General features: G+C 69.5%; 8 protein-coding genes and 1 pseudogene. 2 read left to right on the top strand and 7 right to left on the bottom strand.

Annotated features, from left to right (window positions below; genetic code table 11):
- Window positions 1–38: 38 nt before the first annotated feature.
- Window positions 39–1,385 (bottom strand): diguanylate cyclase domain-containing protein, encoded by a 1,347-nt coding sequence (locus ACE3P2_RS06255; protein WP_374262257.1) that lies wholly within the window; start codon window positions 1,383–1,385, stop codon window positions 39–41.
- An 84-nt stretch (window positions 1,386–1,469) separates the two neighbouring features.
- Window positions 1,470–3,500, bottom strand: coding sequence for a methyl-accepting chemotaxis protein (locus ACE3P2_RS06250; protein WP_374262254.1), 2,031 nt, complete (start codon window positions 3,498–3,500; stop codon window positions 1,470–1,472).
- A gap of 286 nt (window positions 3,501–3,786) precedes the next feature.
- Between ACE3P2_RS06250 and ACE3P2_RS06245 the strand changes: the two genes are divergently transcribed.
- Window positions 3,787–4,707, top strand: coding sequence for a class I SAM-dependent methyltransferase (locus ACE3P2_RS06245; protein WP_374262253.1), 921 nt, complete (start codon window positions 3,787–3,789; stop codon window positions 4,705–4,707).
- Here the strand turns inward: ACE3P2_RS06245 and ACE3P2_RS06240 are convergent.
- Both ACE3P2_RS06240 and ACE3P2_RS06235 read right to left on the bottom strand, forming a co-directional pair.
- Window positions 4,689–7,520: a response regulator gene (locus ACE3P2_RS06240; RefSeq protein ID WP_374262252.1), complete on the bottom strand. Its 2,832-nt coding sequence runs from the start codon at window positions 7,518–7,520 to the stop codon at window positions 4,689–4,691. The two genes, ACE3P2_RS06245 and ACE3P2_RS06240, sit on opposite strands and share 19 nt — an antisense overlap.
- 187 nt (window positions 7,521–7,707) lie before the next feature.
- Complete coding sequence (locus tag ACE3P2_RS06235) at window positions 7,708–9,441, bottom strand: ATP-binding protein (RefSeq protein WP_374262250.1); 1,734 nt, start codon at window positions 9,439–9,441, stop codon at window positions 7,708–7,710.
- Between the two features lie 240 nt (window positions 9,442–9,681).
- Here ACE3P2_RS06235 and ACE3P2_RS06230 point away from each other — a divergent pair, with 240 nt between their 5' ends.
- A complete protein-coding gene (locus ACE3P2_RS06230) occupies window positions 9,682–10,803 on the top strand; it encodes an NADH:flavin oxidoreductase/NADH oxidase (RefSeq protein WP_374262247.1) in 1,122 nt (373 codons plus the stop codon).
- 10 nt (window positions 10,804–10,813) lie between these two features.
- Here ACE3P2_RS06230 and ACE3P2_RS06225 read toward each other — a convergent pair whose 3' ends face one another.
- From ACE3P2_RS06225 to ACE3P2_RS06215, 3 genes and pseudogenes are all read right to left on the bottom strand, one after another.
- Window positions 10,814–14,218: a PAS domain S-box protein gene (locus tag ACE3P2_RS06225; RefSeq protein WP_374262244.1), complete on the bottom strand. Its 3,405-nt coding sequence runs from the start codon at window positions 14,216–14,218 to the stop codon at window positions 10,814–10,816.
- Between the two features lie 119 nt (window positions 14,219–14,337).
- Window positions 14,338–14,862 (bottom strand): phosphatase PAP2 family protein, encoded by a 525-nt coding sequence (locus tag ACE3P2_RS06220; RefSeq protein WP_374262241.1) that lies wholly within the window; start codon window positions 14,860–14,862, stop codon window positions 14,338–14,340.
- 2 nt (window positions 14,863–14,864) lie between these two features.
- Window positions 14,865–15,101: pseudogene (locus ACE3P2_RS06215) on the bottom strand (hypothetical protein); the annotation flags it as partial.

Here is a 15,101-nt window from a genome sequence, read left to right as displayed (position 1 = left end):
CGGGTGCGCACGACAAGCCGCGCCCGCGCCGCGCAGGCTCAGGCGGGCGGCGCGGCGTTGCGGTGCGTGCCGCCCTGGCGCTTGCGGCGGTACATCGCGTGGTCGGCGGCGGTCATCAGGGTTTCGACGTCGTTGCCGTGGTCGGGATGAATCGCGATGCCGACACTGGCGGTGATCTGCAGGGGGCACGCGCCGAGGTCGACCGGACGGGCCAGGGCGTCGCGAATCTTGGTGGCGACGGTGCGGGCGTCGGCGAAGCCCTCGATCTCCTCGATCACGACGACGAACTCGTCGCCGCCCAGGCGGGCCACGGTGTCCACCTGGCGGACGCACGCGCCCAGCCGGCGGGCGATTTCCTGCAACAGCAGGTCGCCGGCGGCGTGACCGTGGGCGTCATTCACCTGCTTGAAGTTGTCCACATCCACATAGAGCAGGGCCATGCGACCGCCGCTGCGCTGGCAGCGCGCCAGCGCCGAGGCGACCCGGTCGCGGAACAGCTTGCGGTTCGGCAGCCCGGTGAGATCGTCGTAAAGCGCGGCGCGCTGGAGTTCGGCCTTGAGCTGCGAGCGTTCGATGGCCGTCGCGATCTGCGCGGCAACGAAATGCAGCATCTCGATCTCCTTGTCGGAGAAGCAGGCTTCGTCGAGGCTGCGCAGGATCAGCGCGCCCACGGCGTCGCGCTGGGGGACGAGCGGCAGGACCAGGCCGACGCCGGCCCAATCGTCGCTGCGCCGCGCCAGTGCCGACAAGGCCTCGCCCCGCAGGAGCAGGTGCTGACGTTTGCGTACCACCTCGGCGCAGCAGGCGCCGGCCACGGGTTCGTGGAACGCGTCGCGACGGCCCGCTGCGTCCATCTGGTACGGGAAATCGATGGCCTGCCGCGTGGCGTCCCAGGTGGCGACGGCGAAGCCGGCCACCGGCACCAGGTCGCCGACGATGCGGTGGATCTCCGGCAGCAGTGCGCCCAGATCGGGCGCCCGGTGGGCCGCGTCGGAGACCGCGTAGGTGGCGGCCTGGACGACCTGGGTGCGCCGAAACTCGGTGACATCGCGGGCGACACCGATGCGCAGCCGCTGCGCCTCGAGCCAGCGGGCCGACCACATCACGTGCACGTCGCGACCGTCCTTGCGGCGATAGCGGTTCTCGAAGCCGATGCGCTGCCCGCAGGCGATGATCGCGTGGGCCTCGGCGGCGGTGCGGGCACGGTCTTCGGGCGCGACGAAGTCGATCATCGGTCGGCCGGTCATCTCGGCCGGCGTGTAACCGAAGATGCCTTCGCAGGCGGCGCTCACATACACGATGCGGCCCTGCGCATCGACGACGAACACGGCGTCGAGCAGCAAGTCGGCGAAATCAGGGAGGCACTCCCAAATATCCTTTTCCATAGACCGCACAGCGTAACGGCAAACGGCGCATCGCTGCGTTACCAAAATTCACATTCTCGCGCAGCGGCCGCCGCCGCGCCGGCCTCAGATGGTGAAGCGCCGCACCTGGGTCGAGATTTCGGTGCCGAGGGCCTCCAGGCGCTCAGCGGATTCGCGGGCCTGGATCGACGCGAAGTTGTTCTCCTCAGCCACCCGGGCGACGTGCTCCGTCTGCACCGCCACCTGCTGGCTGGCGATGTTCTGCTCGCTCATCGCCAGGTTGATGTCCTGCACCAGCTCGACGACCTTGTCGGCGTTCTGCTGGATCTCGGCGATGGCCGCCACCGCCTGACGGGCCAGCGCCGAGCCGTGCTCGGCCTGCCCCACCGACTGCCCCATGATGGCGTTGACCTGCTCCGACAGCGTCTGGACCGCCTGCACCATGGCCGAGATCTCGGCAGTGGACACCGAGGTGCGCTCGGCCAGGCGGCGCACCTCATCGGCCACCACCGCAAAGCCGCGTCCGCTCTCGCCAGCGCGGGCGGCCTCGATGGCGGCGTTGAGGGCCAGCATGTTGGTCTGCTCGGCCACGTCGCGGATCACGCTGACGATGCCCGAAATGCGCCCCGACTCCTGGTTCAGATCGCCGATGACCCGCGAGGCGCGCTGCACTTCATCGGAAATCGCGCTCATCTCCTGGGTCGCGCCGAGGATCGTCTCGCAACTCTCGCGGGAGCGGGCACCCGACTGGCGGGCGGTGTCCAGCGCGACGGTGGCGCTCTCGGTGATGTGGTTGATGCTGACCGTCATCTCCTCGATGGCCGCCGCCATCGCCGAGGCCGAATCGCTCGCCACATGGGATTGGCGCGACGCGCTGACCGAGGCCTGCGCCATGTCGTGAGCCGCCTGATCGACCCGCGACACCGTGTCGAGCAGGCCGTTGAACGTTTGGCGCAGGGTGTCCAGCAGGCGCACGATCGCGCTGCCGGTCTGCCCGACCTCGTCGGTGCCCATCCGCGGCGGCGGCAGGGTGAAATCGTGAGTTTCCTGCACCTGCTGGCAGAAATGCTGCAACTGCCCCAGCGGCACCGACACCAGCCGGCGGATCACCAGCGAGATGAGGATCGGCAGCGCCACCACCAGCGCCAGCCCGATCGCACCGGCCAGGTAGATGATGGCGTGCATGCTGCTGCCCAGATCGTCGATGTTCGCCCCCGAGGCGATCAGCCACGCCAGGCGCTCGTTATGCCCATAGGCCGCGATCTTGGCCTTGCCCGACGCGCCGCCGGCGTTGCGGGCGATGTAATGGAGCACGCCCTTCTTCTTCTCCAGCATCTCCTTGACGATGAAGTGGCCCGCCTGGTCGGTGATGTCGAGGCCGTTCTTGCCCTCCATCTCGGGGTGGATCACGAAATCGCCCTGCGCCTGCCCGGGCTTGGCGTTCATCACATAAACGTAGCCTGTCTCGCCGACGCGGGTAGCCCTGATGCGGGCGGTGAGCGCCTTGAGCTCGTCGGTGAAATCCACGCCGATGAACAGGATGCCGACCACCTGGCCGCCCTCCTGGATCGGGACGTATTTGGTGTAGTAGTCGCGGCCGAACAGGCGTGCCGGCCCCCGGTAGAAGTCGCCCTTCAGTATCCTGGCGTAGGCCGGATGGGCCCGGTCGAGCACCGTCCCCACCGCCCGCGAGCCATCCTCCTTCTTGACCGACGTGGTGATGCGGATGAAATCGTCGCCGTCGCGCACGAAGATCGTCGCGACACCGCCGGTTTCCTGGGTGAAGCGATCCACCAGCGCGAAATCCAGGTTGAGCGGCTTGGCGCCCAGACGCAGCAACGGCACGGTGCGCTCGCCGATCTTCATGCTGGCGGCGGCATCCCGGTGCAGCGGCTCGGGAATGCTGAACTGCAAGGCGGTCATCAACCGGTCGGCGCCCTTCTCCACCTGCACCGCGAACACGTCGACCATGTCCAGCACCACATCATTCACGGTTTGCACCGAGGTGGTCGCAGCCTCCGACACCAGGCGGTCCGACAGGCGGTTGAGCACCACCGACCCCACCGCGAAGGCCAGCAGCAAGACGGCCACGATCACTGCGGTGAGCTTCAATCCAAGACTACTGTTGCGAAACATGTTGTTTTTCTCCGATCGTCAAATCACCCCGGCGACGCGGCCCCATCCCGCCCCCACCGGCGATGCGCCGTCCTCCCTGTTGGACTGGCACGCAACCCGGCCGGTATCGTCGTCGCGGCGGCCGAACTGAAGCACCGCGGCCGGTTCATCGCCGGGTTCTTGCGCTGGATCAAATACAAGCGCGAAAAATGACGTCGTCCCGGCCGGCGCCGGTCGTGCCCGATGGCAGGTCGGCGCCGGCGTAGTCTGGTACATTGCGGGCCGCCGACTCCCCCCCGATCCCGTGATGCAAGCCCTGCTCGACGCCATCGCCCACCTGCCCCTGCCCACCGACGCCCAGCGCATCTTCCACGGGCGCGGCGGCCGCTACCCGGGCTGCGAACACTGGACGCTCGACGCCTTTCCGCCGGTGTGGGTGCTGACCAGCTTCCTGCCGGTCGGCGACGACGAACTGGCCACGGTGCACGCCGCGCTGGCGGCCCGCTGGGCGCAGCTCGCCCCCGATGCGCCGCTGAACTGGGTCTTCCAGTACCGCCACGAGGCCCGCGCCGACACCCGCCTGATGGCCGGCAGCGTGCCCGACCCCCATGTGGTGACCGAGGATGGCACGCGCTACCGGGTACACCTGCTGCGCGGCCTGAACCACGGCTTCTTCCTGGACATGGCGGAAGGCCGACGCTGGGTGCGCGACCACATCGCCCGCCGGCCCGGGATGCGGGTGCTCAACCTGTTCGCCTACACCTGTTCGTTCTCGGTGGTGGCCCTTCGCGCCGGCGCACGCCAGGTGACCAACGTGGACATGGCCGACGGCGCCCTGGCCATCGGCAAGCGCAATCACCTGGAAAACGGCATCACCGCCGGCGCCAGCTTCCTGCCCCACGACATCTTCTGCTCATGGGGCAAGATCACCCGCGGCGGCCCCTACGATCTGGTGGTGTTCGACCCGCCCAGCTACCAGAAGGGCAGCTTCGTCGCCGAAAAGGATTACGCCCGCCTGATCCGCCGCCTGCCCGACCTGCTGGCGCCGGGCGGCCACGCCCTGCTGTGCCTCAATTCGCCCAAGCTGGGCGTCGCCTTCCTGCAGGACCAGGTGCAGGCCCTGGCGCCCGGGCTGCGCTTCGTCGGCCGCCTCGCCAACCCGCCGGCTTTTGCCGACGTGTCGAGCGAACGGGCGCTGAAGGTGCTGGTCTACGCCGCGCCGGACTGAGGCGCCCGCGACAACCAGCGCAGCACCGTGACGAACAAGGCCTCGGGCTCGAAGGGTTTGGCGAGAAAGTCGTTCATGCCCGCCTCGCTGCAACGGGCGCGATCCTCGGCGAAGGCGTTGGCGGTCAACGCGACGATCGGGATCTGCGCGCCGCCGGGCAAGCGGCGGATCTGCCGGGTTGCGCCGAGCCCGTCGAGGCGCGGCATCTGCATGTCCATCAGGATCAGGTCGTAGGCCGTGGCGCGGACCCGGTCGACCGCCTCGATGCCGTCGTTCGCCACGTCGGCCTGCAGGCCGGCCTCACCGAGCAGCATCAGCGAAACTTCCTGATTCACCGGCTCGTCCTCCACCAGCAGGATGCGGCGGCCGGCATGGTCGCGCCGCAACTGCGCCTCGGCGTCGTCGGCCGGGGTGGCGGGGGCGGGCGGCACCGGCCGGGCGACGCCCTTGCGCAGCCAGGCGGTGAACCAGAAGGTGCTGCCGGCCCCGAGGAGACTGGTGGCGCCCGCGTCGCCGCCCATCAGGCGCGCCAGTTTGCGGGTGATCGCGAGCCCCAGCCCGGTGCCGCCGTACTTGCGGGTGGTGGTGTTGTCGGCCTGCTCGAAGAGGGCGAACAACTTGGGCAGGGTTTCCGGAGCGATGCCGATGCCGTGGTCGGCCACCTCGAAGCGCACCAGCGCCGCCTCGGCCGTCTCCTCGACAACCCCGGCACGCAGGACGACTTCGCCGTTCTCGCTGAACTTGATCGCGTTGATCGCGTAATTGAGCAGCGCCTGCTGCACGCGCGCCGGGTCGCCGCGCAGGCCGCCGGGCATCGCCCCCAGTTCGGTGACGAGCCGCAGTCCGCGGGCCTCCGCGGTTTGCTGGAGGATCGAAACGACATTCGCGACGATCACCCCCGGCAGCAGTTCGACATCCCCCAGCTCGAGCTTGCCCGCCTCGATCTTGGAGATCTCGAGGATCGCGTTGAGGATGTCGAGCAGATGCCGGCCGGCGGTCTCGATCTTGTTCAGACGCTCGAGCTGCCGGTCGGGCAGGCCGGTGCGGCGGATCAGGTGGGTCATGCCGAGGATCGCGTTGAGCGGCGTGCGGATCTCATGGGACATGTTGGCCAGGAAGGTGCTCTTGGCGCGGTTGGCGGCCTCGGCCGATTCGCGCTCGCTGCGCGTGCGCTGCGCCTGGATGCCGAAGACGAGGTTGGCGACGAGCTCTTCGAGCAGCTTCACCTCGTCGGCGCCGAAGGCGTCGGGCTCGGCGGCATACACCGCCAGCGCCCCCAGCCGCTGGCCAAGCCCCGCCAGCGGCAGCGCGATGCTCGACCGATAGCCGCGCTGCAGCGCCGATTCGCGCCACTGGCGCATACGTGGATTGACGAGGATGTCCTGGTTGATCTGGGTGCAACCGCTGCGGATCGCACAGCCGACCGGGCCACGTCCCGTGGCCTGGGTTTCGTCCCACGAAATCCGGGCGGACTCCAGGTAGCCTTCTTCGTAGCCGCACTGAGCGACCGGGCGCACCGACTTGCCGGCGTCGTCCTCGGCCTGTCCGACCCAGGCCATGCGGTAGCCGCCGGTATCGACGATGATCCGGCAGATCTCGGCGAGCAGGCCATGCTCGCTGTCGGCCCGCGCCAGCGTCAGGTTGCACTCGCTCAAGAGGCGCAGCGCGCGGGTCAGGCGCTGCTGCTCCCGCTCGGCCTGCTTGGCCGCGGTGATGTCCTGGAAGATCGTCGCGAAACGCCGCGGCGCCGGGGAAAAGACGCTAATTAGAAAATACTTGGCCAGGGGCGCGAAGTAACAGTCGAACTTCTGAGGCTGCTGGGTGAGCGCCACCTCGGCGAACCGCGCCAGATAAGGCGCCTCATCGACCCCGTAGGCCGCGGAGCCGAGGCGCCCGACGATGTCGGCGGCGGCCATCCCGGTGTGCGACTCGTAGGCCGGGTTGACGCCGATGATGCGGTAATCCACCGGCTTGCCGGCCTCGTCGAGGATCAGCTCGTGAAGCGCGACGCCTTCGGTCATCGACGTGTAGAGCGAGCGGAACAGCGCCTCGCTGTCCTGCAGCGCCTGCTGGGCGCGGATCAGTTCGGTCATGTCCCGCGCCATGCCGTACAGCCCGACAATGTCGCCGTTCTCGTCGCGGATCGGGTACTTGCGGTTGTCGACCCAGCCGGACCGGCCGTCGCCGGTCACGAAGGCCTGGATCTCGTGGGCGACGGGCAGCCCCTCCATCACCTGCTTCTCGAGGCGGTAATAGCTGTCGGCAAACGCTTCGGGAAACACGTCGTAATCGGTGCGGCCGATCAGCTCGGCCCGCTGCTCGGCGGGCTGGCTGTGGACCACGAGGGTCTGGCTGGCCCCCGTGAAGACGTGGTTGCGGTCCTTGAAATAGATGAAATCGTCGCTGTTCTCCATCATCGCCCGGAAGTTCGTCACCTCCCGCGGGGCGAGCGTCGTCATGGCCAGCTGGCGGGCATCGCGCAGGTGCAGCACGAGCACCGGCGGCGCGCCCGGCGTGTCGGCGGGGCGCTTGAGATAGACGGCGGACATGCAGCGAATGCGGCCGTCGGCGTGACGCAGGCGCAGGCTGACGGTGCGCCCGGCAGTGTCGACGACCGGGGAGAACATTGCCCCGGCGATGTCCGCGTCGTCGGGATGAATGCGTTCGGCGAGCACCACCTCGCCCGCCATGAAGTCGGCGGCGGCGTAACCGAGCACGGCGTCGACATCCCCGCCGACCTTCAGAAGAACCGCCGGAGCGTCCAGGCTGAAGTGAAACTCGGCGTCGGAATGAAGCGGCCGTACCGGACTCATGGGAACTCCCTGGATTCGATGAAATGATTCTACCCGCAGCCGGAGTCCGCCACAGCCCGGGTCACGCGCCGGCGGCGCCGTACCATCGGCGTCTCGATGGGGCCCGCGACACGACGCGGCGCCCGCGCACGCGCACGCGCCGATCCTGCGGCGGACCTTCAGAAGCCCGGAAGCCGGGCCGCCGCGCTCAGGCCGACGCGCCGGCGGCTTCGGCGGTGGCCCCGTCGGCGTCGGCCGCCTTGTCGATCGGCAGGGTGACGGTGAAGGTGGTGCCCTGACCGACGATGCTGCTCACCTCGATGTTGCCGTGGTGCTTGCCGATGATGCCGTAGGCGATCGACAGGCCGAGGCCGGTGCCCTTGCCGATCGGCTTGGTGGTGAAGAAGGGTTCGAAGAGGCGCTGCAGGTTTTCCTCGGGGATGCCGACGCCGTTGTCGGCGATGCGGATGCGCACGCAGCCGTCCACCGAATGGTCGGTGGAGATGACGATCTCGCCCTTTTCGGGAATCGCGTGGGCGGCATTCACCAGCAGGTTCATGAACACCTGGTTGAGCTGCGAAGCGATGCAGTACACCTGGGGCAGCGTGGGATCGTAGTGCTTGACCACCGTGCACTTGTACTTGATCTCGTTCCAGATGATGTTGAGGGTGGAGTCGATGCAGGCGTGCAGGTCGGCCCAGCCCCAGCCGGCGCCACCGACCCGCGAGAAATCCTTGAGGTTCTGGACGATCTCCTGCACGCGGGTGAGGCCGTCCTTCGATTCGCTGAGGAGCTGGAAGATGTCCTCGTGGATGAACTCGAAATCGTCCTGCGCCTTGATGTCGGCCAGATCGGCGACGTCGGCGGGCGGCAGGGCGTCGCGGGTCTTGGTGTCGTAGGCGGCGATGATCTCGAACAACCCCTTGAGATAGCCTTCCAGCGTGGTGACGTTGGAGCGCACGAAGCCGATCGGATTGTTCAGCTCGTGGGCGACGCCGGCGGCGAGCTGGCCGAGGGAAGCCATCTTCTCCGACTGCAGGAGCTGGTTCTGGGCGTCCTCGAGCTTGTGGTTGAGCCCGCGCTGGTGGGCCAGCGAGGTGGCCAGCTGCTCGCGCTCCTTGCGCAGCTCCACCTCGGCCGCGACCCGGTCGGTGACGTCGCTGGCATACACCACGACCCGCGGCGGATGGCCCGGCACCGGATAGACGGTGACGTGGAAGGTGCGGTCCTGCTTGGCCGCGTCGATCTCGCTGGTGCGGCCGGTGTTCACCACCTCGGCGATCTGGTCGGACACCGCGATGCCGAACTCCGGCGGCAGCAGGTCGAACAGGTTCTTGCCGGCGAGCTCGGCCGGCGTGGCGCCGAACTCGCCGGCGCCGATGCGGTTGATCGCCATCAGCGCGCCTTCCGGCGTGATCATCGCGATCAGCTGGTCGGCGCTGTCGAGAATCGCGCCCAGCGTCTCGGTGCGCTCCATCACGCGCGATTCGAGGGTCGCGTTATGGGTGCGCAGCACGTCCTGGGCCTGCTTGAACTTCAGGTGGTTCTGCACTCGCGCCAGGAGGATCGCCGCGCTGAGCGGCTTGGTGATGTAGTCGGCGGCACCCAGCGACAGGCCGCGCTGCTCGTCCTCGTCATTGACCCGGGCGGTCACGAAGATCACCGGGATGTCGCTGGTCAGCGGGTTGGCGCGCAGGCGCTGGATCACCTCGTAGCCGTCCATCTCCGGCATCATCACGTCGAGCAGGATCAGGTCGGGGCGCGGCTTGCGGGCGGCGATCTCGAGCGCCAGCGGGCCCGACTCGGCGGTCAGCACGTCGAACCGACCTTCCAGCATCCGGCTGACGCCCTTGAGGTTGATCCGCGAATCGTCCACCACCAGGATCGTCGGGCGTCGGGTGTCGGCGGCGCGCGCCTGTTCGCTCTCGGGAATGACTAACATACCGGGTTCTCCATCGGCTCTGCCGCGCGGCCTGAGCTGCCACGCCCATGACGTCTCGGCTGAAAATTACGGACGGCGCGCCCACCGACTTGAGCGGCCGACGCAAATATCCCGGACAGATTCGGCGCGCGATTGTTGCTTTTTCCGCAACACTGAATTCCGGATTGTCGACATTTCCGTACCCAATCCACGCCGACTTTTCTGGGATGATTTCCGCTTTGCCCGCCCAGGAGCCGCCCGATGTCCGCCCCCGCGCTATTCACTCCGTATTCCCTCGGCGATCTGCGCCTGCCCAACCGCATCGTGATCCCGCCGATGTGCCAGTACTCCGCCGACGGCCACGGCAACGCCACCGACTGGCACCTGATCCACCTGGGCAGCCTGGCCCTGTCCGGCGCCGGGCTGCTGATCATCGAAGCCACCGCCGTCGAGCCCGAAGGCCGCATCTCGCCGGACGACCTGGGCCTGTGGTCCGAGGCCAACGCCGCGGCCCTCGGCAAGGTGATCGAGGGCGTGCGCCATCATTCGGCGATGCCGCTGGCGATCCAGCTCGCCCACGCCGGCCGCAAGGCCTCCAGCGCGGTGCCGTGGGCCGGCGGCCAGTTGCTGTCGGCCGAACAGGGCGGCTGGCCGTGCGTCGCGCCGTCGGCGGTGCCCTACTCCGACGCCGAACCGGCCCCGCTGGCCCTCGACGCCGACGGCTTGGTGCGGGTCCGCGACGCCTTCGTGGCCGCCGCCCGCCGTGCCGCCGCCATCGGCCTCGACTGCATCGAGCTGCACGGCGCCCACGGCTATCTGCTGCACGAGTTCCTGTCGCCCATCACCAACCGGCGCGCCGACGCCTACGGCGGCAACCTGGAGAACCGCCTGCGCTTCCCCCTCGAGGTGTTCGACGCGGTGCGCGCCGTGTTTCCGGCCGGCAAGCCGGTGGGGATGCGCATCTCCGCCACCGACGGCGTCGACGGCGGCTGGGACCTGGACCAGAGCGTCGCCCTCGCCCACGCCCTCAAGGCGCGCGGCTGCGACTTCATCCACGTGTCGAGCGGCGGCCTGTCGCCACTGCAGAAGTTCGCCCTCGGCCCCGGCTACCAGGTGCCCTACGCCGCGCGCATCCGCGCCGAAAGCGGCCTGCCGACCATCGCCGTGGGCCTCATCACCGACGCCGAGCAGGCCGAGGCGATCGTCGCCGACGGTCAGGCCGATCTGGTCGGCGTGGCCCGCTCGATGATGTACGACCCGCACTGGCCGTGGCACGCCGCCGCGCGCCTCGGCGCCCAGGTGGAGGCCCCGCGGCAGTACTGGCGCAGCGCCCCGCGCGGGGTCGGCGACCTCTTCGTCGGCGCGAAGATCGGTATGCGCTGAGCCCGGCGGCTCAGCCGCGCCGCGGCCAGTGACGCAGGATGGTGGCGATCATCCGGTCCGGATCGACGGGCTTGGCGATGTGATCCACCATGCCGGCGGCCAGGCACGCGGCGCGCTCGTCGTCGAGGGCGTGGGCGGTCTGGCCGATGACCGGCAGCGCCGGCGCCAGCGCGGCCAGGTGACGGGTGGCGGTGTGGCCGTCCATGACCGGCATCTGCACGTCCATCAGCACCACGTCGAAGGCATCGGCGCCGCGCTCGCGCACGCAGTCGATGGCCTCCTGGCCGTTGCCGACGAGGGTCACCTCGGCGTGCTCGCTGACCAGCAGATCCTCCAGCACCAGCTGGTTCACCTCGTTGTCCTCGGCCACCAGCACCCGCAGGCCGGCCAGCCGCTCGCCGGCCTCGGCGGCGCCCTGCTCGGGCGCAGCCTCGGAGGGCGCCGCACCGACGGGCACGCAGGGCAGGCGTACCTCGAAGCAGCTCCCCCGTCCGCGCACCGAGTCGGCGTGCATGCTGCCGCCCATCAGCCCGACGATGCGGTGGGTGATCGTGAGCCCCAGGCCGGTGCCGCCAAACTTGCGGGTGGTCGAATTGTCGGCCTGCTCGAAGGGCGCGAAGACCTTTTCGATCTCGGCCGGGTCCATGCCGATGCCGGTGTCGCTGATGCGCAGCACCAGCTCGCCGCCTTCGGCGCCGGCGAACAGCGTGACGCTGCCCTGGTCGGTGAACTTGATCGCGTTGGAGAGCAGATTCACCAGGATCTGGCCGATCCGCAGCGGATCGCTGACGCACGCCGCCGGCAGGCTGGGGTCGCGCAGCAGGCGCAGCGTGAGGCCCTTCTCGTCGGCACGGGCCTCCATCAGGGCCAGGGTGTCGCCGATGACCCGGCCCAGGTCCACCGGAATCGCCTCGATGCCGAGCTTGCCGGCCTCGATCTTCGAGAAATCCAGGATGTCGTTGATGATGCCCAGCAGCAACTGGCCCGACGACAGGATGCGCTCGAAGGTGGTCTGCGCCTTGTCGCGCCCGACGCTCTCCCGGTAGCCCATCCGCGCGAGGCCGAGCACGCCGTTGAGCGGGGTGCGGATCTCGTGGCTCATGTTGGCGAGGAACTCGCTCTTCACGCGGGCCAGGCGCTCGGCCTCGGCGCGGGCGTCCTCGAGATCGGCGGTGCGTTCGGCGACGAGGGCTTCGAGGCTGTGCCGGTAGCGGGCCAGCTCGTCGTCCTTGCGGGCGCGCTCGGTGATGTCCTGCAGGATGCCGATGCCGCCGACGATCGCGCCGGACGGGTCGCGCAGCGGCGCACAGGCCATCGACACCTGCAGTTCCTTGCCGGCGTAGCTGGTCTGGTACGGCCCTTCGTATTCGCCCAGACCGCCGACCAACGACAACCGCATCGCCGGCAGGATGCGCTGATCCTTCAGCTGCTTGCAGTCGAGCGTCAGCATGTAGTCGTGGGGCGTGCCCATGATGTGGGCGAACTGCAGGTTGCAGTAGACCACCTTCAGGTCGGTGTCGTACTGCAGGATGCCCACCGGCGAATACTGCAGCAGCAGGCGGTAGCGCTCCTCGCTGGCGCTGCGGTCCTGCTCGGCCTGCTTGCGGTCGGTGATGTCGGCCTCGACGCCTTCCCACAGCACCGAACCGTCGTCGCCGCGGGTCGGGCGGGCGAGCAGCGACAGCCAGCGCGTCGCCCCATCCACCAGCACCCGCCCCTCCCACGCGAACTCGTCCTGCGTGTCGCCGTGGGCCAGGCGGATCGCCTCCAGCGCGGCGCGGTCATCCGGGTGGATGCGCGACATCACCTCGGGCAGCGTACCGAGCACGGTTTCCTGGGGCAGGCCGAAGCTGGCGCAGAAGTGCGGGCTGGCGTAGGTGAAGTGGGACGCGCCGTCGGGCTGCCAGCGGAAACTGAAGATGCCGACCGGAATCCGCGCCACCAGCGTCTGGTAAGCGGCCAGGGCGTTCTGCAGCGAGGCCTCGACGCGCTTGTACTCGGTGATGTCCTGCACCGCGCCGTGCACGCTTACCGGCCGGCCGGCCTCGTCCCGGTCCATCTGACCGAAACCGTGCACCCAGCGGACGCTGCCGTCGGGCGCCACGATGCGGTAGCTCTGGTCGAAATCGCGCCCGTCGCGCATCAGCTCTTCGGTGAAGCGGCCGATCACCGCCACGTCGTCGGGGTGAATCCTGCTGCTCCAGGTCTGGACGTCGAGCACTTCGTGGTCGGCGGCGAAGAAGATGTCGCGCAGCGGCGGCGACACCGTCGTCGCCCCCGTCGCCAGCTCCACGGTGTAGACGCCGAGCCGCCCGATGCGCTCGGCCGCGGCGAGGGCGCGGTCGCGGTCGCTGAGCGAGACCACCGCGGCGGCCAGGCGCACGTTGCTCTCGTGGGCGCGCAGCACGTCGTCCTGCTGGCGCCGGTAGATGCCGCCGATGACCACCGCGGACGCCGAGGAGACGACCAGGAAGGCGACCAGCGCGATGCCGGTCTGCCAGGCGTCGCTACGCCACTGGGCGAGGTAGTCGTCGCTGGCCAGGGCCACCAGCACCACGAAGGGCAGACCGGCGACCCGCTGGCCGGCCACGTAGCGCTCGAGGCCGTCCCAGGTGGCGTGGGTCAGGTAGTCGAAGCGCTGCGCGCCGGACGCGAGCTGCGCGCGCGACTGCTCGACCGCATACACGCTGCCGATCTCGCCAGCGGCGCCGGCCAGCGGGGGGCTGCGGGCGATCAGGCCGAAATCGTCGTAACGCAACACCGCCCCCCCACGCGAGCCCAGGTTGGGGCGGGCGAGCAGGCTGCGCAGGTGCTCCACCGGCACGATCGCCACCACCACGCCTGCAAAACGACCGTCCGGCCGCGAATAACGCCGCACGAAGGGCACCACCCAGGTCTTGGTGACGCGCCCGATCACCGGCCGCGACACCACCAGCCCCGGGTCCGGGCCGTCGCGCAGTTGCTGGAAATATTCCCGGTCGGCGATGCTCACCGGCCCCGGCGACACCGGCGCGCCGCCCCAGCGCAGATGCCCGTCGGCGCCGTACACGCGAATGCCCTCGATTTCCGGCAACCAGCTGCGGTAGCGCGCCAGCATCTGGCTGATTTCGTCTTCGTTCAGGCAGTCGAGCCCTTCCGCCTCCTCGCGGCCGAGCTCATCGACGAGCGCCCGCAACACCACGTCGATGCTGCGCGCGCTGCTCGACAGGCTCTGCTCGAGCATCTCGGCGAGGTTGCGGGCGTTCTGGCTGGCCATCGCGTCGGCCTTGCCCCGGCTGTCGATCACGCTCACCACGCCGAGCCCGATCGCGATCAGGTTGCTGAGCACCACCCCGACGACGAGCAGGACGACAAAACGCCGCCAACGCGACGCCGGCGGGGCGGACGGAGCGGTATCCGAAGGTGACAGGAGCATGGGCGGGCGGCCGAAAATGACAATCTGGCATGACGTTTCGGGAATGTTATTCCCAAATGCCGGGAAGCATTTTATCGGCAGCGCGCCTTCGGCCTGAAGACCGGCCGGCGCGGGCGGGCTCAGCCCAGGGCGGTGACGATCGCCGCCAGCGCGGCGCCGATGCCGGCGCCGGCCAGCACGTCGCTGGGATAGTGCAGCCCGAGCACCGGCCGCGAGGCGGCCACCAGCAGCGCAAAGCCGAACACCGCCGGCCCGAGCGCCGGAAAGTGCTCGGCGAGGATCAACGAGAAGCTCGCCGCGTGCAAGGTGTGGCCGGACGGGAAACTGAAGCGGTCCAGCGGCACGCCGGCGCACACCACGTCGCACACCACCTCGAAGGGACGCGGGCGCAGGGTGCGGGTCTTGAGAAAACGGTAGATCGCCACCCCCGCCAGCCCCGCGACGCTCATCTGGGCCACCGCCGCCCACGCCGCGCGGCCACCCACGATCAGCAGTGCCACCGCCAGCACGTACCACGCCACGCCGTCGCCGAGCCGGCTCACCACGCGCATGAAATCACGCAGGGCCCGGTGGCGCGACAGGCGGTTCGAACACAGCACGAGGCGGTTGTCGAGCGCCTGCAGGCGGCCGGGCAGGACGAACACGGCTATCTCCGCGCCGTGACGGGCGCGCTCAGGATCACCTGGCGCTGGATCTCCACGAGGCGCTCGACGATGGCCCGCCAGGCCAGCCGGTCGACCCGCGCCCGCGCCGCAAGGCGCTGGTCGGCGCGCAGCGCGGGGCTTTCGGCCAGCGTCACCGCGCCGGCCACGAAGCCCGCCTCGTCGCCCGGCTCGGCCAGCCAGCCGTGCACCGCGTGGGCGATCAGCTCGTGGGCGGCGGC

Origin of the sequence: Zoogloea sp. (assembly GCF_041911615.1) — a bacterium.
Classification (GTDB): Bacteria; Pseudomonadota; Gammaproteobacteria; order Burkholderiales; family Rhodocyclaceae; genus Zoogloea.
Note: the sequence above shows the minus strand (reverse complement) of the source record. Positions and strands in the feature narration are given on the sequence as shown.

Bases quoted from the DNA above. Each gene is read 5' to 3' on its own strand.
- ACE3P2_RS06255 (WP_374262257.1), bottom strand. From the start codon at position 1,385: ATGGAAAAGGATATTTGGGAGTGCCTCCCTGATTTCGCCGACTTGCTG.
- ACE3P2_RS06250 (WP_374262254.1), bottom strand. From the start codon at position 3,500: ATGTTTCGCAACAGTAGTCTTGGATTGAAGCTCACCGCAGTGATCGTG.
- ACE3P2_RS06245 (WP_374262253.1), top strand. From the start codon at position 3,787: ATGCAAGCCCTGCTCGACGCCATCGCCCACCTGCCCCTGCCCACCGAC.
- ACE3P2_RS06240 (WP_374262252.1), bottom strand. From the start codon at position 7,520: ATGAGTCCGGTACGGCCGCTTCATTCCGACGCCGAGTTTCACTTCAGC.
- ACE3P2_RS06235 (WP_374262250.1), bottom strand. From the start codon at position 9,441: ATGTTAGTCATTCCCGAGAGCGAACAGGCGCGCGCCGCCGACACCCGA.
- ACE3P2_RS06230 (WP_374262247.1), top strand. From the start codon at position 9,682: ATGTCCGCCCCCGCGCTATTCACTCCGTATTCCCTCGGCGATCTGCGC.
- ACE3P2_RS06225 (WP_374262244.1), bottom strand. From the start codon at position 14,218: ATGCTCCTGTCACCTTCGGATACCGCTCCGTCCGCCCCGCCGGCGTCG.